This is a genomic window from Streptomyces sp. NPDC033136 (genome assembly GCF_055578235.1).
In genome coordinates, this window is sequence record NZ_JBVIPD010000006.1 from 125,915 (window position 1) to 148,019 (window position 22,105).

Genomic DNA, 22,105 nt, shown 5'->3' on the forward strand with positions numbered 1-22,105 from the left:
CACTGTCTGTTGTCCGGGGTCGACACGTGATGTCGACGCAACTGAAACCCATTAGGTATGACGAATTCAAGAGGCGGTGATGAATAAGTCTGACTTTTTGTCTCCGTGATCTACCCCGTACGCTGAGTGCATGAGCACACCGGGCCGGGGGCTGCACGGCCACGTACTGGACACCCTCGGCCCCGAGATCACGGCGGGGGAGTATCCGCCGGGCAGCGTCCTGCGCACGGATGAGCTCGCCCAGCGTTTCGACGTGTCCCGCTCCGTGATGCGCGAAGCGGTCCGCGTCCTGGAGTCCATGTACCTGGTCGAGTCCCGCCGCCGCGTCGGCGTCACGGTCCGCCCCAAGTCCGAGTGGAACGTCTACGACCCGCAGGTCATCCGCTGGCGACTGGCCGGCGCCGACCGCCCGCAGCAGCTGCGCTCCCTCACGGTGCTGCGCTCGGCGATCGAACCGGTCGCGGCCGGTCTCGCCGCCCGGCACGCCACGTCCGAGCAGTGCGCCCGACTCACGGAGTGCGCCCTCGGCATGGTCGCCCACTCACGCGGCCACAAACTGGAGGGGTACCTCGTCCACGACATGGCCTTCCACCGCGTCATCCTCGACGCCTCCGGCAACGAGATGTTCGCCCGCCTCGGCGATGTCGTCGCCGAGGTCCTCGCCGGTCGCACGCATCACGACGTGATGTTCGAGGACCCCGACCCGGCCGCCGTCACCCTGCACGTCCAGGTCGCCGAGGCGGTCCGCGCGGGCGACGCGGCCCGGGCCGAGGAACTGACCCGCGAGATCACGGTCGGCGCCCTCCAGGAACTCGACATCCTGGCGCCGTAGCACCCGCTACCGCGGAAACTCGCCGTCGACGTACACCCAGGCCCCGTCGATCCGCTCGAACCGGCTCCGCTCGTGCAGCGCCCCGCCCCGGTACGACGCACGGAACTCCACGGTCCCGGTGGAGTGGAACGCCGACCCGTCGGTTGTGCTGAGGATCTCCAGCCCGGTCCACCGCATCCCCGGGTCCAGCTCCAGGGTCCCGGGCCGCGTCCGCGGATGCCAGGTCCGCAGCAGATACCCGGCGTCCCCCTGCACGAAGGCGCAGTACCGCGACCGCATCAGTGCCTCGGCGGTCGGCGCGGCGGCAGGTCCGATGGGGGTGCCCCCGGTCGAGCCTGTTCGAGACGGGGAAAGGAACCGGCCGCAGCACGCCTCATAGGCCTGGGGAAGCCCGCACGGGCAGGAACGCCTGGTCATGGTCACCTCTCCGCGGCAACGCCTGAGGGCCGTGACCTCGCGGTCACGGCCCTCAGCTTCATGTGTCCGAGGGGGGACTTGAACCCCCACGCCCGATAAAGGGCACTAGCACCTCAAGCTAGCGCGTCTGCCATTCCGCCACCCGGACAAGGTGTCTGTCGCGCGGGTTCTCCCCGCGGCGACGACGTAAACATTACCAGGCTTTCGAGGGTGGCCGATCACCCCCCGTCCGCACCCCGGCAGGGCGTGAACCGCGTGTGACGGGCGGGGAGCGCTCTTGGGGAGCGGGCCGGGGAGAGGGAGGATGAGGGGGACCCACCAGCAGTGACACCGGGAGGAAGCACGTGAGCGAGACGGACACGGCCAGGAGCGTCACCGGCGAGGACGAGGTCGTGGACCTCTGCCGCGAGCTGATCCAGATCGACACCAGCAACTATGGCGACCACTCGGGTCCGGGCGAGCGCAAGGCGGCCGAGTACGTCGCCGAGAAGCTCGCCGAGGTGGGACTCGAACCGCGGATCTTCGAGTCGCATCCGGGCCGCGCCTCCACGGTGGCCCGCATCGAGGGCGAGGACCCGTCCCGGCCCGCGCTCCTCATCCACGGCCACACCGACGTCGTACCGGCCAACGCGGACGACTGGACCCACCACCCCTTCTCCGGCGAGATCGCCGACGGGTGCGTGTGGGGCCGCGGAGCCGTCGACATGAAGGACATGGACGCGATGGCCCTCGCCGTCGTACGGGACCGGCTGCGCAGCGGGCGCAAGCCGCCGCGCGACATCGTCCTTGCGTTCCTCGCGGACGAGGAGGCCGGCGGCACGTACGGGGCCCGCTACCTCGTCGACCACCACCGGGACCTCTTCGAGGGCGTCACCGAGGCGATCAGTGAGGTGGGCGGGTTCTCGTTCACGGTGAGCGAGGAGCGTCGGCTGTACCTGATCCAGACGGCCGAGAAGGGCATGCACTGGATGAAGCTGACCGTGGCCGGCACGGCAGGGCACGGGTCGATGATCCACCGGGACAACGCGATCACCGAGCTGTCGGAGGCCGTCGCGCGGCTGGGGCGGCACACGTTCCCGGTGCGGGTCACCAAGACCACCCGTGCCTTCCTCGACGAGCTCGGTGACGCGTTCGGCACCGAACTCGACCCGGAGGACATGGAGTCGACCCTCGCGAAGCTCGGCGGTATCGCCAAGCTCATCGGCGCGACCCTGAGGAACACGGCCAATCCCACGCAGCTCGGTGCCGGCTACAAGGTCAACGTCATCCCGGGCGAGGCGACCGCCCACGTCGACGGCCGGTTCCTGCCCGGGTTCGAGGACGAGTTCCTCGCCGACCTCGACCGGATCCTCGGCCCCAAGGTGCGGCGCGAGGACGTCCACGCCGACAAGGCCGTCGAGACCACCTTCGACGGGGCGCTCGTGGCGGCGATGCAGTCCTCGCTGCTGGCCGAGGACCCGACCGCCAAGGCGATCCCCTACATGCTCTCCGGCGGGACGGACGCGAAGTCCTTCGACGACCTGGGCATCCGGGGCTTCGGCTTCGCACCGCTGAAGCTGCCGCCGGAGTTGGACTTCGCCGGCATGTTCCACGGCGTGGACGAGCGGGTGCCGGTGGAGGGCCTGCAGTTCGGTGTGCGGGTGCTCGACCGGTTCATCGACGCGTCCTGATACCGCCCCTGCGGAGCGCCGCATTCGGTCGCGCGTGCGAAATCGACTGGGAAGAGTGAATGCGACCATAAGCTCGTAGCCTCATTACACCCTCCTCGTTACAGGTAATGCGATCGCAAGATGGGTCGCTTTGCCAACTAGGAGGAATAATGATCAAGAAGGTCGTCGCTGTTGCGGCTGCCACCGGTGGGCTGGTTCTCGCGAGCGCGGGTCTCGCCGTCGCCGACTCGGGTGCTCAGGGTGCCGCCGTGCACTCCCCGGGCGTCCTGTCCGGCAACGTTGTCCAGGCTCCCGTTCACGTCCCGGTGAACGTCTGCGGCAACACGGTCTCCGTGATCGGGCTGCTGAACCCCGCCTTCGGCAACACCTGCGTCAACAAGTGACGCTTCCCCCTCTTTGAGGGGAGTTCAAGAGCCATCGGTCCCGGAGCGCGTGCCATGCGCTCCGGGACCGAACGCTTCTTTCGAGGAATTCGAGAAGAATTCGAGACAAGGGTCGAAGGCAGGTATTCAGTAATGCGACAGGTCACCCGCAAGGGTCTGATGACCGTGGCGGCCGCGACCGGCGTGATCGCCGCCGCGGGCGGCTCCGCGCACGCCGACTCGGGCGCCCTGGGCTCCGCTTCGGGCTCGCCCGGCGTGCTGTCCGGGAACTCGGTGCAGGCACCGGTGCACGCGCCGGTCAACGTCTGCGGGAACACGGTCAACGTCATCGGCGTGCTCAACCCGTCGGTGGGCAACTCGTGCGCCAACCAGGGCGGTGGATCGTCGTCGGGGGGATACGGCGATTCGGACGGCCACGGCGGCTCGCAGGCGGGCGGCCACACCGCCGACTCGCCCGGCGTCGGCTCGGGCAACCACGTCCAGGCCCCCATTCACGCGCCGGTGAACGTGTGCGGCAACAGCGTCGACGTCATCGGCGTCGGCAACCCCAGCACGGGCAACGACTGCTCGAACGGCGGCTCCGGCGGCGGCCACGAGACGCCCGGGCAACCGGGCGGGCCGGGCAACCCCGGTGACCCGGGCGTTCCCGGTGACCCTGGCAACCCTGGTGACCCTGGCGACCCGGGGAGCCCGGGCAACCCCGGTGACCCGGGTCACCCCGGCAACCCCGAGCAGCCGGGCGGCCCCGGAACCCCGGACGGTCCTGGCACCCCGGACGGTCCCGGCGCCGACGGCGAGACCCAGGGCGGCTCCTCGCACGGCAACCAGCCGGGCAGCCAGTTCGCCACCCAGCCCGAGGGCGCCCCCCAGCTCGCGAGCACCGGCAGCGACCTGCCCCTCGGCCTCGTCCTGCCGGCCGGCGCTGGCGCGCTGCTGGCGGGCGCGATCCTCTACCGCAGGGCGCGCGCCTCGGCCTGACCCCCGCAAACGGAGCGGGCCCCGCGCTGCGGGGCCCGCTCCGTCATGTGACTTCTCCCAGTGCGCCGTCCCAGCTCACCACGTGGCCCGCACCTGGCGGATGATGCGCCGGCGCAACCGCACCTTGCGGCTGCCGTCGCGCAGCAGACTCAGACGGTGCAACTCCCAGTGTCCGTACTCCGCATGGTCCGTCAGCAGACGTGCCGTCTCCTTGCGGGAGACCCCGCGAGGTACGTACACGTCGACAAATTCGTATTCCGGCATCGCATCTATTGTGCGGGCTGGGGCCTGGTACGGATAGCGTCTGCACTATGTCTGATGCTGCGCAGCCCACCGCTGCCGAGGTACGCGCCGCCGCCGAGGCGGTCAAGACCGCGCTCGACCGCCACCTGGCCGCGGTCGAACGCAGGTCGGGGGAGGACGACCCGGCCGTCTACGAGGCGTTCAACCAGCTGGCCGCGGCCGCAGAGGTGTACGACGAACTGCTCTACGACCGCTATGACGAGGTCACCCCCTTCGAGATCCCGGGTGCGGAGGACGCGCTGCCCCCGTACACGGGCCCCGAGGAACCGAACGCGCTGAGCGTACTGATCCGCCGCGACTACGCCGTCGTCGAACCACAGCGGTTGCTGACCCAGGCACAGCGGATCGAGGCGGCGGACGGCGACGACGGCGCCCAGGCCTCCGGGACGGTGCACGGCGCGCTCGGCCTGCTGTTCGGCGAGTTCGAGCCGGACGAGATCGCCTCCCGGCACAAGGAGTTCGGGCTGGAGGAGGGCGATTCCACGCTCTGGGTGACGGCGGCGGACGAACCGGCCGAGCCCGGCGAGTGGCTGGAGGCGCCGTTCGAGCAGGTCGATCCGCAGCAGGTGGTCTGCCGCTTCGACGTCAGCGCCGTCTTCGACGACGAGATCGACATCGTCGACGATGTCGACGAGGACGAGGACGAGGACGGGGAGGGCATCGGGGAGGACCTCGACACCAACCTGGACGAGGACGAGGACCTGGAGCCGCTGGACGCGGACCGCCGCTGAGCGCACGCGCAGGGGACCACGAGGGCGGTGGGCACAGGTCCGGACCCGTGCCCGCCGCCCTCGTCACACGCCGCTGACCTGCGGGGCGAGCAGCACCGGAAGCCGGGTCGTGCGCGGCTTCGCCGGTACCTCGGCCACGGCGCGGGGGAGTGCCTGCTCCACGCCGTGCACCACGGACAGGTGACGGTCGGCCCGCCCGAACGCCGTGTACACCCATGGCCGGCTGAGGGCCTGTGCCGCGTCGCCGGGCAGCACCACGACGGCCGCGGGCCACCGGCTTCCCACCGCTTGGTGCGCGGTGACGGCCCACCCGTGCCGCACGGACTGCTCCACCCGCTCCTTCGGTACGACGACTTCCTCGCCCTCGCACGACAGGTGCAGTCCCTCGGCGTCCGCCTTGACCACACGGCCCGGCAGCGCACGCCCCGGGACAGGGGAGTGGACGATCCGGTCACCGGGGTCGAAGCCGCCGAAACGGCCCGGGCCCGGGTTCAGCCGTTCCTTCAGCGCCGCGTTGAGCGCACGCGTGCCGGCGGCTCCGGCGTGCCCCGGTGTGATCACCTGGGTCTCCTCGGCCGGTACGCCGATCGCCCGCGGCACCGAGTCCACGACGAGCTGCACCGTCCGGTGCACAGCCTCGCCGGCGTCCCGCACCGGGACGATCACGACCTCCTTGCCGGGGGCCTCGACCTGGTTCAGCTCTCCGATGCCGATCCCGGAGACCAGCTCGCCCAGCGGGCCGGGGTCCGGCCGCCGCGAGGCGACCTGCGGGCAGATCCGCGCCCCGAGCAGATCCGCGAACACCCGCCCCGGCCCCACGGACCACAGCACCGCGGGGTCCCCGGCCAGCACCAGCCGCGCCCCGTCCGGCAGCGACTCCGTCAGCAGGGCCGCCGTCTCGACATCCAGCTGCGGCGCGTCGAGGACGACGAGCAGATCGAGATCGAGGGCTCCGTCGGCATCCCGGCCCGGCCCTTCGAGGCCGGAGAGCAGTCCGGAGACGGTGGCGACGGGGGAGTCGGCGGACGTCTCGCCGGCTTGCCCGGGGACGTCCGCTGCCTGGCCGGACCGCCGCACCAGCGCCGCGAACCGGTTCCGCCCGATGGGTCCGTGCGCGGCCGCCCAGGCCCGCAGCCCGAGGGTACGCGCGGCGTGCAGCAGCGTCGCGGGCTCGGCCAGGGACACCTCCCCGCCGGTGTGCAGCACCAGGCCGTGACCGGCGACCGCGCGGAGCAGCTCCGCCGCCGAACCCTGGACCCCGGCGGCGACCCGCTCCCACTCCCCGGCCGAACCGTCCTGCTTGGGCACCGAGTTGACCAGCCGGGCCAGGCCGTCGGCCAGGCTCTCCTCCGCCAGCGCGTACCGCTCCAGCCCCACCAGGACACGGACCGGAGGCTCCTCGTCCTCCGCCACGCCCTCCGCGTCCGCCGGGGCCGATGGGACCGGAACACCGGGCTCCTCCAGGGCGTCCTGGAAGACCAGCGCCGCACCCTCGGCGATCGTGTCCTGCACGGCGCCGTCGGGCTCCGGTACGCCCCGCTGTGCCAGGGCGGCAAGGAGCGCCGGCATCTCCAGAGCGGTGTGCCCGGCCAGCGCTGCCTGCTCCAGGAGCCAGACGGTGACGGCCCGGCCCCGCCGCTCGTCGTCCGGGCCGCACTCGGCGCCGAGCAGGGCCCGCGCGAACCCGTCGGCCTGTTCGGGCCGCACCCCCGCGACGCGCAGCAGCTGCCAGGGATCCGCCCGCAGCAACTCGTCCGCACCCTCGCCGAGCGCCGCGGCCACCTGCGGCGCGAGACCCTCCGGGGCCCCGCCTCCGGCGAGCACCTGCCGCACGGCCTGCACGGCCTGCGGCGCGGGAGCCGACGACGCGGCGACGGTCTCGGCCGCCACCGGCTCCGGCCGCCGTACCTGCTCCGGGGCGGGGCGCCGGGGAGCGGGCGGGGGTTCCTCGAACACCGTGGCCACCGGCTTGTCTCCGCTCTCCACGGCCCGTACGGCCGCGAGCAGATCGGCGGCCTTGCCGCTCAGCTTGGTGCCGGCCTCGACCGTCTTCTTCTCGGCCTTGCGCTGCTCGATGCGCTCCCGCTCGGCCCGCTGAGCCCGCAGCTCCGCCTCGGCCTCGGACACCTGCCCGGCCCCGGCTCCACCGTCCTCGCCCTCGGACGCCCTCCCGGCTTCGGGCACCTGTCCGGCTCCGGCTGCTTCACCACCCTCGGCGTCGGTCACCTGCCCGTCACCGGCTTTGCCGCTCTCGGTCTCGGCATCGCCGGCCGGAGCGCTCTCGGCACCCGGCGTCCCCGGCCCGTCGTCCTCCGTGGTCTCGGGCTCCGTGCTCACAGCGTGCTCCAGTCGTGATCGGGATAGCGGTGCACAGGCGCCGACACATCGTCGAGCGCCCGGCAGATCTCGTCAGGAAGACTAAGGCTCTCCACTGACAACGCCGCCGTGAGCTGCTGCGCGTTGCGCGCGCCGACGACCGGGGCGGCCACGCCCGGCCGGTCGCGGACCCACGCCAGGGCCACCTGGAGGGGCGTCACCGCCAGCCCGTCGGCCGCGGTCGTCACGGCGTCCACGATGCGGCTCGCCGTGTCGTCGAGGTACGGCGCGACGAACGGCGCGAGATGCTCCGAGGCACCGCGCGAGTCCGGTGGTGTCGAGTCGTCGCGGTACTTGCCCGTGAGCACCCCGCGCCCGAGCGGGGAGGACGGCAGCAGTCCGATGCCCAGATCCAGCGCGGCCGGCAGCACCTCGCGCTCCACGCCGCGCTGGAGCAGCGAGTACTCCAGCTGCGTGCCGGCCAGCCGCGTCCGGGTGCCGGGGGCCGCCAGCTGCCAGGTCGCGGCCTTGGCCAGCTGCCAGCCGCAGAAGTTGGAGACGGCCGCATACCGGGCACGCCCGCTGGAGACCGCGAGGTCGAGGGCCTGGAGGGTCTCCTCCAGCGGGGTGTCCGGGTCGAAGGCGTGCACGTGCCACAGGTCGACGTAGTCGGTGCCGAGCCGGGAGAGCGAGCCGTCCAGCGCGGAGAGCAGATGGCCGCGGGAGCCGTCGAAGCGGCGGTCGGGGTCCGGCACACTGCCGGCCTTGGTCGATATGACCAGGTCCCGGCGCGGCACCAAGCCGTCCATCAGCCTGCCGAGCAGGTACTCGGCCGCACCGTCCCCGTACACGTCCGCGGTGTCGACGAGGGTTCCGCCCGCTTCCCAGAACGTCTTCATGAGGTCCGCGGTGTCGTGCTCGTCGGTGTCCCGTCCCCAGGTCAGGGTGCCGAGCCCGATCCGGGACACACGGAGGCCGGTGCGGCCGAGATACCTCTGCTCCATGAACGCCGAGATTACTGGCCAGAACCTGCCGTGTGGGTGGCGGCGGACGACCGATTTCCGGGTGTGGACGGTGACTGCCCCCGAGCCGGCCGCGGCCCGGTGTCCTCGGTCAGCACCTGCCGTCCGACACCTGAAGCCCCTTGTTGGCTCCGGCCGTCCGGCTCACGATGGCCGGCACGCAGCCGGCCGCGTCGAGACCGTGGGAGTAGGGGATGGCCACCGTGGTGTTCGACTTCGGGTCGGGGCCGGCCGGTCGGTTCTTGCTCCCCGGCGTGGACCAGGTCACGTTGTCGAAGACGTTGCCGCCGACCTGCCAGTAGCCGGCCTCGTCGGTGTAGAAGGTGCCCAGGACGTCCTTGGAGTCCTCGAAGTAGTTGTTGTCCACCTTGGCGCGGGCGCCCGCCCTGGAGTTGATGCCGGAATCGTTCAGCCTCACGTAGTGGTTGTTGTACATGTGCGCGATGCCGCCACGCAGCAGCGGGGCGCGGGAGTCGATGTTCTCGTAGCGGTTGTGGTGGTAGGTGATGAAGCCGTTCGATCGGTCGCTCTCGCTGCTGCCGACCAGGCCGCCGCGGCCGGAGTTGCGCAACACGCTGTAGGACAGGGTCACGTACTGGGTGTTGTTCTTCATGTCGAACAGGCCGTCGTAACCCTCCGACTCGCCGCCCGAGGCCTCCAGGGTGGTGTGGTCGACCCAGACGTTGCGGACGTTCTTCTCCATGCCGATGGCGTCGCCGCCGTTGGAGGTGGGGGAGCCGGACTTCTTGACGTTCCGGACGGTCACGTTCTGGATGATGATGTTCTTCGACTCGCGGATGTGAATGCCGAGTTGGTCGAAGACGGCGCCGTTGCCCACCCCGACGACGGTCACGTTGCTGACCTTCTTGAGCTCGATGACGCCGTCGGCGGTGTCGCAGCTGCTGCCCGAGACCTTCTTGGTGTTGCCGTGGTTGATGGTCCCCTCGACCTGGATGGTGATCGGTGTGCTGCTGCTCGCCCGGCCGCACAGGGCGGCGTGGATCGCGGTGCCCGTCGTCGCCCGGACCGTCTGCCCGCCGGCACCGCCGGTGGTCCCGCCGTTCCGGGTCGCGTAACCGGTGGCACTGCCGGTCGCCGCCGACGCCTCGGGCATCGACACGAGCGTGCCGGTCGCGGCTGCCAGGGCCATCGTGGCCAGTACCGCGTGGAGCCGTGGTGAGACTGGTCGCTTCATCCTTGCCTCTCCGTCCGTCTTCGGGATGCGGTGATGGAAAGCGCTTTCCAGTGAAGGTAAGGAGCTGCCGTGAACGCGTCAATGGTCGCGTCCTTGATTTCTGTTCATCCATATGAAAGCGGGTCGGGTGTGGCGGTGTCCCGCGCCCCGCCCCCGCGCTATGGTCTGGACACAAGGCACGTTACTGATCAGTAAGGGGAATCGGCATGCAGCTCGGTATCAACCTCGGCTACTGGGGTGCCGGAATGGACGCGGACAATCTGGCCGTCGCCCAGGAGGCCGACCGCCTCGGATACGCCGTCTGCTGGGCCGCCGAGGCCTACGGCTCCGACGCCGCCACCGTACTGAGCTGGGTCGCCGCCCAGACCGAGCGCATCGACGTCGGCTCCGCCATCTTCCAGATCCCGGCCCGCCAGCCCGCGATGACGGCCATGACCGCCGCCACCCTCGACTCCCTCTCCGGCGGCCGCTTCCGCCTCGGCCTCGGCGTCTCCGGCCCGCAGGTCTCCGAGGGGTGGTACGGCGTCAAGTTCGACAAGCCCCTCGCCCGCACCCGCGAGTACGTCGAGATCGTCCGCAAGGCCATGACCCGCGAACGCCTGAGCTACGAGGGCCAGCACTGGACCCTGCCGCTGCCCGGCGGCCCGGGCAAGCCGATCAAGCTGACCGTGCACCCGCAGCGCGAGCACATCCCGCTGTACATCGCCGCCATCGGCCCGAAGAACCTCGAGCAGACCGGTGAGATCGCCGACGGTGCCCTGCTGATCTTCCCGTCCGCCGAGCATCTCGAGGACACGACGATCACGTACCTGCGCGCCGGGCGCGAGAAGGCCGGCAAGACCCTCGACGGCTTCGACGTCTGCCCGACGCTGCCGCTCGCCGTCGGCGACGACAAGGACGTGGCCGCCCTGGCCGACACCTTCCGCCCCTACACCGCGCTGTACGTCGGCGGCATGGGCAGCCCCAAGCAGAACTTCTACAACCAGCTCGCCCAGCGCATGGGCTACGAGAAGGAAGCCGCCGAGATCCAGACCAGGTACCTCTCCGGCGACAAGCAGGGCGCCGCGGCAGCCGTACCGCACGACCTGATCGACAAGACGACCCTGCTCGGTTCCGTGGACCGGATCGCGGACCGGATGCGGGCCTACGCCGCGGCCGGGGTGACCACCCTGTCCCTCGCCCCGGCGGGCTTCACGCTCGACGAGCGGCTCGCGTCCCTCCGCGCCGGCATGGAGGCCCTGGAGCGCGCCGGGCTCGCCTGAGGTTTCAGCGGCCGTGGTGGGGGCTCGGGGGTCTTCCCCGCCACGGCCGTCACGCGGAACAACGCGGCCGGCCCGAAGCGGTTACGCCGTACCGTCCTCGCTGAGCCGGGCGCAGGCCCCCTCATGTCCCCCATTCGGCGGAGACGTCCCTCACTCCTGTTGCAGCACCCTCCCCGCCGCACTTGACTCGTTCTTCGCGGAAACCTGCGGAATCCTGCAGTTCGCACGCGCGCGGGAGAGGTGCCCACGATGCTCTCGGCCAAGAGCCTGTTCCAGGAGATCCTCGACAACGACGGGTCCTTCGCCCTGTTCTGCTCCATCGCCGCGAGCGGTGAGTCCCAGGGAGGCTGGGAGAACGCCCGCATCGCCGCGCTCGTCCCCGACGGCGAACGCGAACTCGCCCCCAAGATCGCCCGGCACGGTGCCGACGAGGACAAGCACGGCCGGATCTTCAACGCCCTGCTGAAGAAGCGCGGCCTCGACCCCGTCCCGGTCCCGCCGGAGACCGACTACACCTTGCTCCTGGAGAAGAACGGCATCGGCCTCGCGCACGAGCAGCTGGGCCGCGACGAGCGGCTCACGGTCTTGGACCTCGTCATGTACCTCGCGCACAGCAGGGTCACCGAACAGCGCGCGTCCGAGCAGATGGACCTGCTGCGCCGGCACTTCGCCGACGACCCCGGCATCGGCCGCGCGGTCAGGCGGATCTCCCACGACGAGCACAACCACCTCGCCTACTGCCACGAGGAGCTGCTGCGCTTCGCGTACGCGGGGCACGGCCGGGCCATCCAGCGGACCCTGCGCGCGTGCGCCCTCGCCGAGATCCGGATCCACCGGGACGTCAGCCTCGCCGTCATGGCGCACATGGGCCGCATCCTCGGCTGGTCCAAGGCCAGGTCGGCGGTGCTCGTGGCGGGCATCCACGGCGTGTACGCCTACGAACGGATGGGCGGCTGGCGCCGGATGGTGTCGCTGAAGACGCCCGCGCGCCGCAACGCCCTCGGCGGACCCGCCACCGTCGAACCCGAGTTCGCCTGAGCCGGGCCGCTCCCTCGGCGGCCGGCCCCGGGCGTCAACCAGCCCCGCCTACAACCACCCCCGCCGCTTGAACAGCCGGAACACCATCATCTCCAGCCCGGCCATCAGGGCGATCAGCGCCGGATAGGACCAGACCCAGCGCAGCTCGGGCATGTGCTCGAAGTTCATGCCGTAGATCCCCGCGAACATCGTGGGGATCGCGGCCATGGCCGCCCAGGCGGAGATCTTCCGCATGTCGTCGTTCTGCCGGACGCTCATCTGCGCCAGATGCGCCGAGAGGATGTCCGACACCAGGCGGTCCAGGTTCTCCACGGACTCGTTCACGCGCGTCAGGTGGTCGCTGACGTCCCGGAAGAACGGCCGGGCCCGGTCGTCCACGAACGGCACCGCCACGCCGTACGGCGCCGTGCCCGCCAGCCGGCTCATCGGCAGGGCCAACGGCCCGGTCGCCCGGCGGAACTCCAAAACCTGCCGTTTGAAGTCGTAGATCCGGGACGCGGTGTTCCGTGAGCCCCCGCCGTCCGGCGAGAAGACCTCCGCCTCCAGCACCTCCAGGTCGTTCTGCAACTCGGTGGCCACGTCCAGGTAGTGGTCCACGGCGGCGTCGGCGACCGCGTACAGCACGGACGTGGGGCCGTTTCCCAGCAGCTCCGGCTCCTGCTCCAGCCGCTGGCGCAGGGCCTGGAGCGAGGCGCCCTCGCCGTGCCGGACGGTCACCACGAACGAGTCGCCCAGGAAGATCATGAGCTCGCCGGCGGAGACGGTGTCGCTCTGGGGCTCGTACGCCACCGGCTTGAGCACCACGAACAGCGAGTCGTCGTACACCTCCAGCTTGGGCCGCTGGTGCGCCTTGAGGGCGTCCTCCACGGCCAGCGGATGCAGTCCGAACTCCCGGGTCACACGGTCGAATTCGCGCTCCGTCGGCTCGTGCAGCCCGATCCACACGAAACCGCCCTCCGTGCGGGCCTCACCCAGGGCGTCGGAGAGGTCCCCAGGGCCTTCCGTCCGCTGTCCGTCGCGGTAGATGGCACAGTCGACGATCACGAAACGAGTCTCCCGTCACTCGAACGACACCGCACGCGTGCGTGCGCCTACGCTGGACCGCATGCCCACGCTGATCCTGGTCAGGCACGGACGCTCCACCGCCAACACCGAGGGACTGCTCGCCGGCTGGACGCCCGGTGTCGCCCTCGACGAGCGCGGCGCCGCGCAGGCCGCCGCGCTGCCCGGGCGTCTGGCCGAACTGCCCCTCGCCGAAGTCGTCACCAGCCCGCTCCAGCGCTGCCAGGAGACGATCCGGCCCCTGCTCGAGGCCCGGCCGGACCTGAGCCCCCACACCGACGAGCGCATCGGCGAGTGCCACTACGGCGACTGGTCCGGTCGCAAGCTCGCCGAGCTCAGGGACGAGCCCCTGATGGAGGTGGTGCAGGCGCACCCGTCCGCGGCGGCGTTCCCCGGCGGGGAGTCCATGCGGGCCATGCAGACGCGCGCCGCCGAGGCCGTGCGCGAGTGGAACGCGCGCGTGGAGCGCGACCACGGCGCCGACGCCGTCTACCTCATGTGCTCGCACGGCGACCTCATCAAGTCCCTCGTCGCCGACGCACTCGGGCTTCATCTGGACCTCTTCCAGCGGATTTCCGTCGAACCGTGTTCCATCACGGCGATCCGCTACACACGGCTGCGGCCGTTTCTCGTCCGCCTCGGCGACACCGGCGACTTCACGTCCCTGGCGCCGTGCGAGGAACCGCCGGGCGACGAGGCCGAAGTCGGGGGTGGTGCGGGCGCACCGTGATCGTCGGCCGCAGTAGGGTGAAGCGGTCGCAGCAGTGCCGTGCTCACACGGTTCCCACGATTCCCATGGAGACAGGACGTGTCCCGTCAGGTGTTCCTCTACGACCATCCGGAGCGCTTCGTGGCCGGTACGGTCGGACTGCCCGGGCGCCGTTCGTTCTTCCTCCAGGCCTCCGCCGGCTCCCGGGTGACCAGCGTGGCCCTGGAGAAGACCCAGGTCGCAGCGCTCGCCGAACGCATGGACGAACTGCTCGACGAGGTTGTACGCCGTAGCGGCGGCAGCGCCTCCGTCCCCGCCGTCGCACCGTCGGACACCGACACCGCCCCGCTGGACACCCCCATCGAGGAGGAGTTCCGGGTCGGCACCATGGCGCTCGCCTGGGACGGCGACGAGCAGCTCATGATCGTCGAGGCGCAGGCGCTCGTGGAACTCGACGCCGACTCCGAGGAGGACCTCGCCGAGGCCGAGGAACGGCTGCTCCAGGACGAGGAGAACGGCCCCCCGATGCTGCGGGTCCGGCTCACCGGCACGCAGGCCCGGGCCTTCGCCAAGCGCGCCCTCGACGTCGTCAACGCCGGGCGGCCACCGTGCCCGCTGTGCAGCCTCCCGCTCGACCCGGAAGGACACGTATGTCCGCGCCAGAACGGATACCGCCGCGGAGCGTGACACCTCCCCCGGACGCCGGCGAGCTGCTCTCACGGGGCGAACTCACCGTGCGCGGACGCATCCGTGAGGCGTCCAACGCGGCCCTGTACTGCACGGTGTCCCACGACGGCCGGGAAGCGGCCTGCGTCTACAAGCCGGTCGCCGGGGAGCGGCCCCTGTGGGACTTCCCCGACGGGACGCTCGCCCAGCGCGAGGTCGCCGCGTACGAGGTCTCCGAGGCGACGGGCTGGGGCCTCGTACCGCCCACGGTGCTGCGCGACGGCCCGTACGGCGAGGGTATGTGCCAGCTGTGGGTCGAGGCGACGCCGGAGCCGGAGCTGCTCGCCCTGGTCGACGGGGAGGAACCCGGGCCGGGCTGGAAGGCGATCGGCTTCGCCGAGGCCGGCGAGGGGCGCACCGCGCTGCTCGTGCACGCCGACGACGAGCGGCTGCGGCGGCTCGCGGTGCTGGACGCCGTGATCAACAACGCCGACCGCAAGGGCGGGCATCTGCTGCCCACCGGCGAAGGACGGCTGTACGGGATCGACCACGGGGTCACCTTCAACGTCGAGAACAAGCTGCGGACCCTGCTGTGGGGATGGGCGGGGGAGAGCCTCACCCAGGAGGCCGTCCAGGTCCTCGAAGGCCTGCGGAAGGCACTGGCGGAGGGCGGAGCGCTCGCCGCGCGGCTCGCACCGCTGATCACCGGCCCCGAGATCGCCGCCACACGCGCGCGGGTCGGCGCGCTGCTCGCCTCGGGAACGCATCCGGAGCCGAGCGGCGAATGGCCCGCGATTCCCTGGCCGCCCGTCTAGAAGGCCGGCCTGTGCCACGCTGTAATCCGGGACGAGCGGGGGGCAGGCATGGCGCAGGGCGCGGACGACGGTGTGGAGCGGGACGGCACCAGGAACGACCTGTCGGGGACCGTCTTCGGGCCGGTGGTCCAAGCCGGCACGGTCAAGGGCGGCGTGCACACGCACATCCACGAGCCGGGACTGCCGCTGGCATCGGACGTCCACGCGTTCACGCCGGTGGCGAACCCGCCACGGCCTCCGTCCGGTCGACTGTGGGGCCGCGACGACGACCTGGACGAAGTCGTCCGGCTGCTTGGGGCGCCCTCGGACGACGGCTTCGGCGTGGCACTCGTCGGCATGCACGGTGTGGGCAAGACCGAACTCGCCCTGCACGCCGCCCGCGCGCTGCGAGAGCGGTATCCGATCACCTGGTGGGTCAGCGCGCAGGACGGCATAGCCGTGACCCGGGGCCTCGCAGCCCTGGCCCACCATCTGCTACCCGGACACCGGCGCTGGCGCACACCGGCGGATGCGGCCGCCTGGGCCATGGACTGGCTGCACCACCACGACGGCTGGATGCTCGTCCTCGACAGTGTCGAGACGCCGAGTGACGTGGCCGTCGTGCTGGCCCGGATCGATCGCGGGACGGTGGTCGTGACCACGCGGTGGGACGTGGACTGGACGGAGTGCGGGCTGGCCGTGAGGACCGTCGAGCCCCTGCCCGCCCCCGTCGGAGCGGCGTGGCTCTCCGGGCACACGGGCCTGGACGCCGACGACGGCGCCCACCGGCTGGCGGCTGACCTGGGAGGGCTCCCGCTCGCCCTCCAGCAGGCCTCGGCCTACATGCGCGCACAGGGCCTGTCCTGCGAGAGCTATCAGGGGCTGCTCGACGCCGAGCCCGGCGAACTCCTCGACTCACCGGCATGGACGGACGTGCACCGCCGCAACACGGCGCGAAGCCTGCGCCTGAGTGTCGACGCCGTCGCTGCGTTACGGCCGAGTGCCGTCCGCTTCCTCAAGACGACCTGCTGCTACGCGCCCGACACCGTCCCGCTCGGCTTGAGGCTGCGTGGTGAAGGAGAGCCCGGAGAAGTCCCGGCCTTGCAGCACAGGCCCGTACTGGTTGCCCCCGCTGATGGTGTTGCGCACGTCGCCGTCCTTCGTGAGGATCAGCCTCGCCCTCTCGTGCCACTGCCGCAGGCCGGCGCCGAAGTCGGGGTCCAGCGAGGCGCGATCGGCGAGGGCGGTGCTGAGGGCCCGTGCGCGCGCCTGGTCGTCCGGCGCCTGCCCCAAGGCCGCCAACTCCGGCTCCCCGGTACTGACCTGAGGGGCTTGTGCCGCGTCCCGCCAGCGCCGGAACGGCTGCCGCACCAGGGCACTCAGCCCCGCCCATGCCTGCCGGCCCAACTCGCCACCCGCACCGCCCGCCAGGGCGGCGAGCAGCCCTATCGCTATCGGATCCACGCCGAGACACCCTCCGTGAGTGGATGTTCACCATGAGTGGAAACGCTCGGGCGGGCGGCTCGGTTCCCGTCGGAGTCCGGCCCGTCGCGCCCTTCGCTCGTCGTCCGACCGGCATCCCGCCGGCAGCGGCACGCCGGGCTTGCGCCCGGTGCGGGCGCGTGGGGGCACATCCCACGCGCCCGCACCGGGAGGGGGAGCGTGCCCGGGCGTCGCAACGGGGCGAACGTCGGCTGTCGCGGCACCAGCCGCACAGCCGCCGCCTCACCGCAAGAGCGCCTTCTCGGCCGTCCGGCCCGCTCCCATTCGTAGATGGAACTTCAGTCCGGTTAGGCTCAAGGCATGCATGCCTGGCCCGCTTCCGAGGTCCCCGCCCTGCCTGGTCAGGGCCGCGACCTGAGGATCCACGACACCGCGACCGGCGGCCTCGTCACCCTCGCCCCCGGTCCCGTCGCCCGTATCTACGTCTGTGGCATCACCCCGTACGACGCCACGCACCTGGGACACGCGGCGACCTACAACGCGTTCGACCTCGTGCAGCGCGTGTGGCTCGACACCAAGCGGCAGGTTCACTACGTCCAGAACGTCACCGACGTCGACGACCCCCTCCTGGAGCGGGCGCAGCGCGACGGACTCGACTGGGCCGCGCTCGCCGAGAAGGAGACGACCCTCTTCCGCGAGGACATGACGGCCCTGCGGATGCTGCCGCCGCGGCAGTACATAGGCGCCGTGGAGGCGATACCGGGGATCGTCCCGCTCGTCGAGCGGCTGCGGGACGCCGGTGCCGCGTACGAACTCGACGGCGACGTCTACTTCTCCGTCGAGTCCGACCCGCACTTCGGCAAGGTCTCGAATCTGGACGCCGCGGCGATGCGGCTGCTGTCCGCCGAACGCGGCGGCGACCCGGACCGGTCGGGCAAGAAGAACCCGCTCGACCCGATGCTGTGGATGGCGGCCCGCGAGGGCGAGCCCAGCTGGGACGGCGGATCGCTCGGGCGCGGACGGCCCGGCTGGCACATCGAGTGCGTGGCCATCGCCCTCGACCACCTCGGCATGGGCTTCGACATCCAGGGCGGCGGCTCCGACCTGGCCTTCCCGCACCACGAGATGGGCGCCTCGCACGCCCAGGCCCTCACCGGCGCGTTCCCCATGGCCAAGGCGTACGTGCACGCCGGCATGGTCGCCCTCGACGGCGAGAAGATGTCCAAGTCCAAGGGCAACCTCGTCTTCGTCTCCAGGCTGCGGCACGAGGGCGTCGACCCGGCCGCGATCCGGCTCGCGCTGCTCGCCCACCACTACCGCGCCGACTGGGAGTGGACCGACCAGGTCCTGCGGGACGCGGTCGCACGGCTCGGCCGCTGGCGGGCCGCTGTGTCCCGGCCCGACGGGCCGCCGGCGGAGGCGCTCGTGGAGGAGATCCGCGAGGCCCTCGCCAACGACCTGGACGCCCCGGCCGCGCTCGTCGCGGTCGACCGCTGGGCCGCGCGGCAGGAGGAGAGCGGCGGCACGGACGAGGGCGCCCCGGGGGTCGTCTCCCGTGCGGTGGACGCGCTGCTCGGCGTAGCGCTCTGACCGAAGACGAACCGAGGGGCGTCTCCCGTTGGGGAGACGCCCCTCAGGCGTTCGCGAGGCATCCGGTCCGGCCCCCCGCTCCCGGTCCGCTCGCCGTCGCCGGCGGCGGCCCGGGTGGCAGTGGCCCGCCGGGGGCTCAGTCCTCCGACGACTCCTCGTCGTCGGTGCCCGGCTTGGACTTCTTCGGCGGGCGGTTGCGGCCGCCCGGGTTGTCCCGCAGGTACGACGTGCTGTCGCTGCCGTCCGCCGTGGCGTGACCTCCGGAGGAGGGCGGTCCGCCTCCGTCACGGCGGCGCAGATAGCGCTCGAACTCGCGGGCGATCGCCTCGCCCGACGCCTCCGGCAGCTCCGCGGTGTCCCGGGCCTCCTCCAGCGACTGGACGTACTCGGCGACCTCGCTGTCCTCGGCGGCCAACTGGTCCACACCGACCTGCCAGGCGCGCGCGTCCTCGGGCAGCTCGCCCAGCGGGATGCGCACGTCGATCAGGTCCTCGAGCCGGTTCAGCAGGGCAAGCGTGGCCTTCGGGTTCGGCGGCTGCGACACGTAGTGCGGCACCGCCGCCCACAGGGACACGGCCGGTACCCCCGCGTGCGTGCAGGCCTCCTGGAGGACGCCGACGATGCCCGTGGGGCCCTCGTACTTGGTCTCCTCCAGGTCCATGCGCCGGGCCAGGTCCGGGTCGGACGTCGTCCCGCTGATCGGAACCGGACGCGTGTGCGGGGTGTCGCCGAGCAGCGCGCCCAGGACGACCACCAGTTCCACGCCCAGCTCGTGTGCGAAGCCGAGCAGTTCGTTGCAGAACGAACGCCACCGCATGGACGGCTCGATGCCCCGGACGAGGACGAGATCGCGCGGCTTCTCACCGCCGACCCGGACGACCGACAGCCTCGTCGTGGGCCATGTGATCTTGCGGACGCCGGCTTCCATGAACACCGTGGGGCGGTTGACCTGGAAGTCGTAGTAGTCCTCGGCGTCCAGCGCCGCGAACACCTCGCCCTTCCACTCCTTGTCCAGATGCGCGACCGCGGTGGAGGCGGCGTCGCCGGCATCGTTCCAGCCCTCGAACGCGGCCACCATGACCGGGTCGATCAGCTCGGGAACCCCCTCGAGCTCGATCACCCAGCGCCTCCTTCCGACGTGCCCTCGCTTGACCACCCAACCTTACGGCGTGCCACGGGGGCGCCCGCAGCCCCCTCACAGGGGGAGTGCCCCCATCACTGCCCCGCGATCCGCCCCCGAACACCCGGGATTCATCCGAGCTGTCCGTGAGGCCCTGGTCACAGCGTGGAGCGCAGCCACTGCTCCACACTCGCGATGTGCACGGTCGCCCACGAGCGGGCCGCCTCGGCATCCCGGTCGCGCAGGGCGGCGAGGATCGCGCGGTGCTCGCGCAGGGTGCGGGCGACGGCGTCCTCCTGGGTGAGGCCGCGCCAGATCCGGGCCCGGGTGGTGGGGCCCGACAGCCCGTCGAGCAGCGAACACAGCACGGAGTTGCCCGAGCTGTGCACGATGCCCCGGTGGAACTCCAGGTCACAGGCGACCAGATCCTCCACGGACGGGTTCTCGCCGAGCTTGTCCATCTGGGCCGTCAGCGCTTCCAGTTGCCCCTCGCTGATCCGCCCGGCCGCCATCGCCGTCGCGGCCGGTTCCAGGATGCGGCGTACGGCCAGGAACTCCAGGACCGTGTCGTCGCGGTGGAAGTCCACGACGAAGCTCATCGCCTCCAGCAGGAGTTGCGGGTCGAGGCTGGAGACGTAGGTGCCGTCGCCCTGCCGGACGTCCAGGATCCGGATGAGGGACAGGGCGCGTACGGCCTCCCGCAGCGAGTTGCGGGACAGGCCGAGGGCGGCCGCGAGTTCGCTCTCCCTGGGCAGCCGGTCGCCCGGGCGCAGCTCGCCGGAGACGATCATGCCCTTGATCTTCTCGATCGCCTCGTCGGTGACTGCCATGGACGGCCCTCCCTGTCGCTCAAGACCTCCGACGTATCACGTCATTATGAGGGTCGGGAACGACGGGAGGGGCGGATCCGCGGCGTGGACCGCCCCTCCCGGCAACGGGATCCCCGGGTCGTGCCTACTTCTTGTCGAGCAGGTCCTGCACCTTGGCGCGAACGTCGTCCGTGGCCAGGCCCCGGATGGTCAGCGTGGTCCGGCGGCGCAGCACGTCGTCCTGGGTCTCGGCCCACTCGTGGTCCCGGGCCCAGGCGACCTGCGCCCAGATCTCCGGGGCGTCGGGGTGGACGCGCTCGGCGAGCTCGGGGCTCTCGTTGGCCAGGCGGGCTATGTCGAAGGCCAGCGAGCCGTAGTGCGTGGCCAGGTGCCGGGCCGTGTCGGCCGCCATGCGCGGACCGGGCGCCGGGCGGTCGGTGAGCAGCCGGTGGGCGACCGCGCGCGGGTTGGCGATCCCGGGCAGCGGCAGCTTCTTCGGCAGCGAGCTGATCGGCTCGAAGTCGTCGCCGAGCGGGTGGCCCGGCAGCGCCTCCAGCTTCTTCATGATCGTCCGGCCGATGTGGCGGAACGTGGTCCACTTGCCGCCCGCGACGGACAGCATGCCGCCCCGGCCCTCGGTGACGACCGTCTCGCGCTTGGCCTTGGAGGTGTCGCCGGGGCCGCCCGGCAGCACCCGCAGGCCCGCGAAGGCATACGTGATGAGGTCGCGGCTCAGCTGCTGGTCGCGCACCGAGAAGGCGGCCTCGTCGAGGATCTGGGATATGTCCTGCTCGGTGACCGCGACGTCCGCCGGGTCGCCCTCGAACTCCTCGTCGGTGGTGCCGAGGAGCAGCATGTCCTCCCAGGGGAGGGCGAAGGTGATGCGGTACTTGTCGATCGGGGTGGCGAGCGCGGCCTTCCAGGGGGAGGTGCGCTTCAGGACCAGGTGCGCGCCCTTGGACAGGCGGATGGAGGGAGCCGCGTTCGGGTTCTCCATCCTGCGCAGGTGGTCGACCCACGGACCGGTCGCGTTCAGCACCAGCCGGGCGTTGACACCGAACTCGTCGCCGGACAGCCGGTCCTTGAGCTCGGCGCCCGTGACGCGGCCCTGGGTGAAACGCAGGCCGGTGACCTCGGCGTGGTTGAGGACGACCGCGCCGGCCTCGACGGCCCCGCGGACCGTCATCAGCGCCATACGCGCGTCGTTCATCTGGTCGTCGCCGTACACGGCCACGGCCTTGAGGTTCTCGGTGCGCAGCTCGGGCACGTCCTGCGCCGCCTTGGCGGGGGAGAGCAGATGCCCGACGCCGTCACCGAACGCGGAGAGCGCGGAGTAGGCGAAGACGCCCGCCCCGAGCTTCGCCGCGCCGTGCGGCCCGCCCTTGTACACGGGGAGGTAGAAGGTGAGCGGGTTCGCCAGGTGGGGGGCCACCTGGCGGGAGACCGCACGGCGCTCGAAGTGGTTCTCCGCCACCAGCTTCACCGCGCCGGTCTGCAGGTAGCGCAGACCGCCGTGGAGCAGCTTGGAGGAGGCGGAGGACGTGGCGCCGGCGAAGTCGCCGGCGTCGACCAGAGCCACCCTGAGGCCGGACTGCGCGGCGTGCCAGGCGGTGGAGATGCCCAGGATGCCGCCGCCGATCACGAGAAGGTCGTACGACGCCTTGGCGAGCTGCTCCCTGGTCTCGGCTCGGCTCGGGTTCGAGCCGGAGGCCGGGCGCGTCCCCAGGGCAGGCACGGACTGCAGGGTGGACTGAGTGGTCATGCT

At 71.6% G+C, this 22,105-nt stretch carries 20 protein-coding genes, 1 tRNA gene and 1 pseudogene; 12 read left to right on the plus strand and 10 right to left on the minus strand.

The features are described 5' to 3' along the window. Positions 1 to 130: 130 nt before the first annotated feature. Positions 131 to 832 (plus strand): FadR/GntR family transcriptional regulator, encoded by a 702-nt coding sequence (locus ACZ5TL_RS13435; protein WP_468589690.1) that lies wholly within the window; start codon positions 131 to 133, stop codon positions 830 to 832. 6 nt (positions 833 to 838) lie between these two features. On the opposite strand, the gene ACZ5TL_RS13440 is transcribed toward ACZ5TL_RS13435, so the two are convergent. Together ACZ5TL_RS13440 and ACZ5TL_RS13445 are read right to left on the minus strand one after the other, a co-directional pair. Beyond that, positions 839 to 1,249, minus strand: coding sequence for a YchJ family protein (locus tag ACZ5TL_RS13440; RefSeq protein WP_468589692.1), 411 nt, complete (start codon positions 1,247 to 1,249; stop codon positions 839 to 841). 63 nt (positions 1,250 to 1,312) lie between these two features. Further along, positions 1,313 to 1,397: transfer RNA gene (locus ACZ5TL_RS13445), tRNA-Leu, on the minus strand. Between the two features lie 196 nt (positions 1,398 to 1,593). Here ACZ5TL_RS13445 and ACZ5TL_RS13450 point away from each other — a divergent pair. From ACZ5TL_RS13450 to ACZ5TL_RS13460, 3 genes are all read left to right on the plus strand, one after another. Then, the gene (locus tag ACZ5TL_RS13450) at positions 1,594 to 2,919 is read left to right on the plus strand and encodes a M20/M25/M40 family metallo-hydrolase (RefSeq protein ID WP_468589693.1); all 1,326 of its coding nucleotides are present in this window, start codon (positions 1,594 to 1,596) and stop codon (positions 2,917 to 2,919) included. Between the two features lie 149 nt (positions 2,920 to 3,068). Continuing rightward, entirely contained in the window at positions 3,069 to 3,302 is a 234-nt protein-coding gene (gene chpH, locus ACZ5TL_RS13455; RefSeq protein ID WP_468589694.1) for a chaplin ChpH, read from the plus strand. A 132-nt stretch (positions 3,303 to 3,434) separates the two neighbouring features. Then, on the plus strand, positions 3,435 to 4,280 hold the full coding sequence (locus tag ACZ5TL_RS13460) for a chaplin (RefSeq protein WP_468589695.1): 846 nt from the start codon (positions 3,435 to 3,437) through the stop codon (positions 4,278 to 4,280). Positions 4,281 to 4,355: 75 nt separating this feature from the next. Here the strand turns inward: ACZ5TL_RS13460 and ACZ5TL_RS13465 are convergent, their stop codons facing one another. Next, entirely contained in the window at positions 4,356 to 4,544 is a 189-nt protein-coding gene (locus ACZ5TL_RS13465; RefSeq protein WP_010045410.1) for a DUF5703 family protein, read from the minus strand. A gap of 47 nt (positions 4,545 to 4,591) precedes the next feature. On the opposite strand from ACZ5TL_RS13465, the gene ACZ5TL_RS13470 reads away from it, so the two are divergent. Continuing rightward, positions 4,592 to 5,314, plus strand: a complete 723-nt coding sequence (locus ACZ5TL_RS13470) for a hypothetical protein (RefSeq protein WP_468589697.1) — start codon at positions 4,592 to 4,594, stop codon at positions 5,312 to 5,314. Between the two features lie 63 nt (positions 5,315 to 5,377). On the opposite strand, the gene ACZ5TL_RS13475 is transcribed toward ACZ5TL_RS13470, so the two are convergent. From ACZ5TL_RS13475 to ACZ5TL_RS13485, 3 genes and pseudogenes are all read right to left on the minus strand, one after another. Beyond that, the gene (locus tag ACZ5TL_RS13475) at positions 5,378 to 7,651 is read right to left on the minus strand and encodes a helix-hairpin-helix domain-containing protein (RefSeq protein ID WP_468589699.1); all 2,274 of its coding nucleotides are present in this window, start codon (positions 7,649 to 7,651) and stop codon (positions 5,378 to 5,380) included. Next, positions 7,648 to 8,634: an aldo/keto reductase gene (locus ACZ5TL_RS13480; protein ID WP_468589700.1), complete on the minus strand. Its 987-nt coding sequence runs from the start codon at positions 8,632 to 8,634 to the stop codon at positions 7,648 to 7,650. The genes ACZ5TL_RS13475 and ACZ5TL_RS13480 overlap by 4 nt, the downstream gene beginning before the upstream one ends. Positions 8,635 to 8,746: 112 nt before the next feature. Next, positions 8,747 to 9,847: pseudogene (locus ACZ5TL_RS13485) on the minus strand (pectate lyase family protein); the annotation flags it as partial. Positions 9,848 to 10,053: 206 nt separating this feature from the next. On the opposite strand from ACZ5TL_RS13485, the gene ACZ5TL_RS13490 reads away from it, so the two are divergent. Together ACZ5TL_RS13490 and ACZ5TL_RS13495 are read left to right on the plus strand one after the other, a co-directional pair. Beyond that, on the plus strand, positions 10,054 to 11,109 hold the full coding sequence (locus tag ACZ5TL_RS13490; protein ID WP_468589702.1) for an LLM class F420-dependent oxidoreductase: 1,056 nt from the start codon (positions 10,054 to 10,056) through the stop codon (positions 11,107 to 11,109). Positions 11,110 to 11,358: 249 nt separating this feature from the next. Continuing rightward, positions 11,359 to 12,147 (plus strand): ferritin-like domain-containing protein, encoded by a 789-nt coding sequence (locus tag ACZ5TL_RS13495; protein ID WP_468589704.1) that lies wholly within the window; start codon positions 11,359 to 11,361, stop codon positions 12,145 to 12,147. Positions 12,148 to 12,195: 48 nt separating this feature from the next. Here the strand turns inward: ACZ5TL_RS13495 and ACZ5TL_RS13500 are convergent, their stop codons facing one another. Then, positions 12,196 to 13,191 (minus strand): magnesium and cobalt transport protein CorA, encoded by a 996-nt coding sequence (locus ACZ5TL_RS13500; protein WP_468589705.1) that lies wholly within the window; start codon positions 13,189 to 13,191, stop codon positions 12,196 to 12,198. Between the two features lie 61 nt (positions 13,192 to 13,252). On the opposite strand from ACZ5TL_RS13500, the gene ACZ5TL_RS13505 reads away from it, so the two are divergent. From ACZ5TL_RS13505 to mshC, 5 genes are all read left to right on the plus strand, one after another. Then, positions 13,253 to 13,939 (plus strand): histidine phosphatase family protein, encoded by a 687-nt coding sequence (locus tag ACZ5TL_RS13505; protein ID WP_468589707.1) that lies wholly within the window; start codon positions 13,253 to 13,255, stop codon positions 13,937 to 13,939. A 78-nt stretch (positions 13,940 to 14,017) separates the two neighbouring features. Next, positions 14,018 to 14,605 carry a DUF3090 domain-containing protein gene (locus ACZ5TL_RS13510; protein WP_468589708.1) on the plus strand — a complete coding sequence of 196 codons (588 nt, stop codon included), beginning with the start codon at positions 14,018 to 14,020 and terminating at the stop codon, positions 14,603 to 14,605. Beyond that, a complete protein-coding gene (locus ACZ5TL_RS13515) occupies positions 14,569 to 15,399 on the plus strand; it encodes an SCO1664 family protein (RefSeq protein WP_468589709.1) in 831 nt (276 codons plus the stop codon). The genes ACZ5TL_RS13510 and ACZ5TL_RS13515 overlap by 37 nt, the downstream gene beginning before the upstream one ends. Before the next feature lie 48 nt (positions 15,400 to 15,447). Beyond that, positions 15,448 to 16,878: an NB-ARC domain-containing protein gene (locus tag ACZ5TL_RS13520; RefSeq protein ID WP_468589710.1), complete on the plus strand. Its 1,431-nt coding sequence runs from the start codon at positions 15,448 to 15,450 to the stop codon at positions 16,876 to 16,878. A 303-nt stretch (positions 16,879 to 17,181) separates the two neighbouring features. After that, positions 17,182 to 18,411: a cysteine--1-D-myo-inosityl 2-amino-2-deoxy-alpha-D-glucopyranoside ligase gene (mshC, locus tag ACZ5TL_RS13525; RefSeq protein WP_468589712.1), complete on the plus strand. Its 1,230-nt coding sequence runs from the start codon at positions 17,182 to 17,184 to the stop codon at positions 18,409 to 18,411. 136 nt (positions 18,412 to 18,547) lie between these two features. Here the strand turns inward: mshC and ACZ5TL_RS13530 are convergent, their stop codons facing one another. From ACZ5TL_RS13530 to ACZ5TL_RS13540, 3 genes are all read right to left on the minus strand, one after another. Further along, positions 18,548 to 19,531 (minus strand): PAC2 family protein, encoded by a 984-nt coding sequence (locus ACZ5TL_RS13530; RefSeq protein ID WP_468589713.1) that lies wholly within the window; start codon positions 19,529 to 19,531, stop codon positions 18,548 to 18,550. A 158-nt stretch (positions 19,532 to 19,689) separates the two neighbouring features. Beyond that, positions 19,690 to 20,361, minus strand: coding sequence for a FadR/GntR family transcriptional regulator (locus tag ACZ5TL_RS13535; RefSeq protein WP_468589714.1), 672 nt, complete (start codon positions 20,359 to 20,361; stop codon positions 19,690 to 19,692). Positions 20,362 to 20,485: 124 nt separating this feature from the next. Further along, positions 20,486 to 22,102 (minus strand): glycerol-3-phosphate dehydrogenase/oxidase, encoded by a 1,617-nt coding sequence (locus ACZ5TL_RS13540; RefSeq protein ID WP_468589715.1) that lies wholly within the window; start codon positions 22,100 to 22,102, stop codon positions 20,486 to 20,488. Between the last annotated feature and the right edge of the window lie 3 nt (positions 22,103 to 22,105).

What these genes read in the sequence shown, in the direction of transcription:
- ACZ5TL_RS13435 (WP_468589690.1), top strand. Translation starts at nt 131, where the DNA reads ATGAGCACACCGGGCCGGGGGCTGCACGGCCACGTACTGGACACCCTC.
- ACZ5TL_RS13440 (WP_468589692.1), bottom strand. Translation starts at nt 1,249, where the DNA reads ATGACCAGGCGTTCCTGCCCGTGCGGGCTTCCCCAGGCCTATGAGGCG.
- chpH (WP_468589694.1), top strand. Translation starts at nt 3,069, where the DNA reads ATGATCAAGAAGGTCGTCGCTGTTGCGGCTGCCACCGGTGGGCTGGTT.
- ACZ5TL_RS13460 (WP_468589695.1), top strand. Translation starts at nt 3,435, where the DNA reads ATGCGACAGGTCACCCGCAAGGGTCTGATGACCGTGGCGGCCGCGACC.
- ACZ5TL_RS13465 (WP_010045410.1), bottom strand. Translation starts at nt 4,544, where the DNA reads ATGCCGGAATACGAATTTGTCGACGTGTACGTACCTCGCGGGGTCTCC.
- ACZ5TL_RS13470 (WP_468589697.1), top strand. Translation starts at nt 4,592, where the DNA reads ATGTCTGATGCTGCGCAGCCCACCGCTGCCGAGGTACGCGCCGCCGCC.
- ACZ5TL_RS13480 (WP_468589700.1), bottom strand. Translation starts at nt 8,634, where the DNA reads ATGGAGCAGAGGTATCTCGGCCGCACCGGCCTCCGTGTGTCCCGGATC.
- ACZ5TL_RS13490 (WP_468589702.1), top strand. Translation starts at nt 10,054, where the DNA reads ATGCAGCTCGGTATCAACCTCGGCTACTGGGGTGCCGGAATGGACGCG.
- ACZ5TL_RS13495 (WP_468589704.1), top strand. Translation starts at nt 11,359, where the DNA reads ATGCTCTCGGCCAAGAGCCTGTTCCAGGAGATCCTCGACAACGACGGG.
- ACZ5TL_RS13505 (WP_468589707.1), top strand. Translation starts at nt 13,253, where the DNA reads ATGCCCACGCTGATCCTGGTCAGGCACGGACGCTCCACCGCCAACACC.
- ACZ5TL_RS13515 (WP_468589709.1), top strand. Translation starts at nt 14,569, where the DNA reads ATGTCCGCGCCAGAACGGATACCGCCGCGGAGCGTGACACCTCCCCCG.
- ACZ5TL_RS13520 (WP_468589710.1), top strand. Translation starts at nt 15,448, where the DNA reads ATGGCGCAGGGCGCGGACGACGGTGTGGAGCGGGACGGCACCAGGAAC.
- mshC (WP_468589712.1), top strand. Translation starts at nt 17,182, where the DNA reads ATGCATGCCTGGCCCGCTTCCGAGGTCCCCGCCCTGCCTGGTCAGGGC.
- ACZ5TL_RS13535 (WP_468589714.1), bottom strand. Translation starts at nt 20,361, where the DNA reads ATGGCAGTCACCGACGAGGCGATCGAGAAGATCAAGGGCATGATCGTC.
- ACZ5TL_RS13540 (WP_468589715.1), bottom strand. Translation starts at nt 22,102, where the DNA reads ATGACCACTCAGTCCACCCTGCAGTCCGTGCCTGCCCTGGGGACGCGC.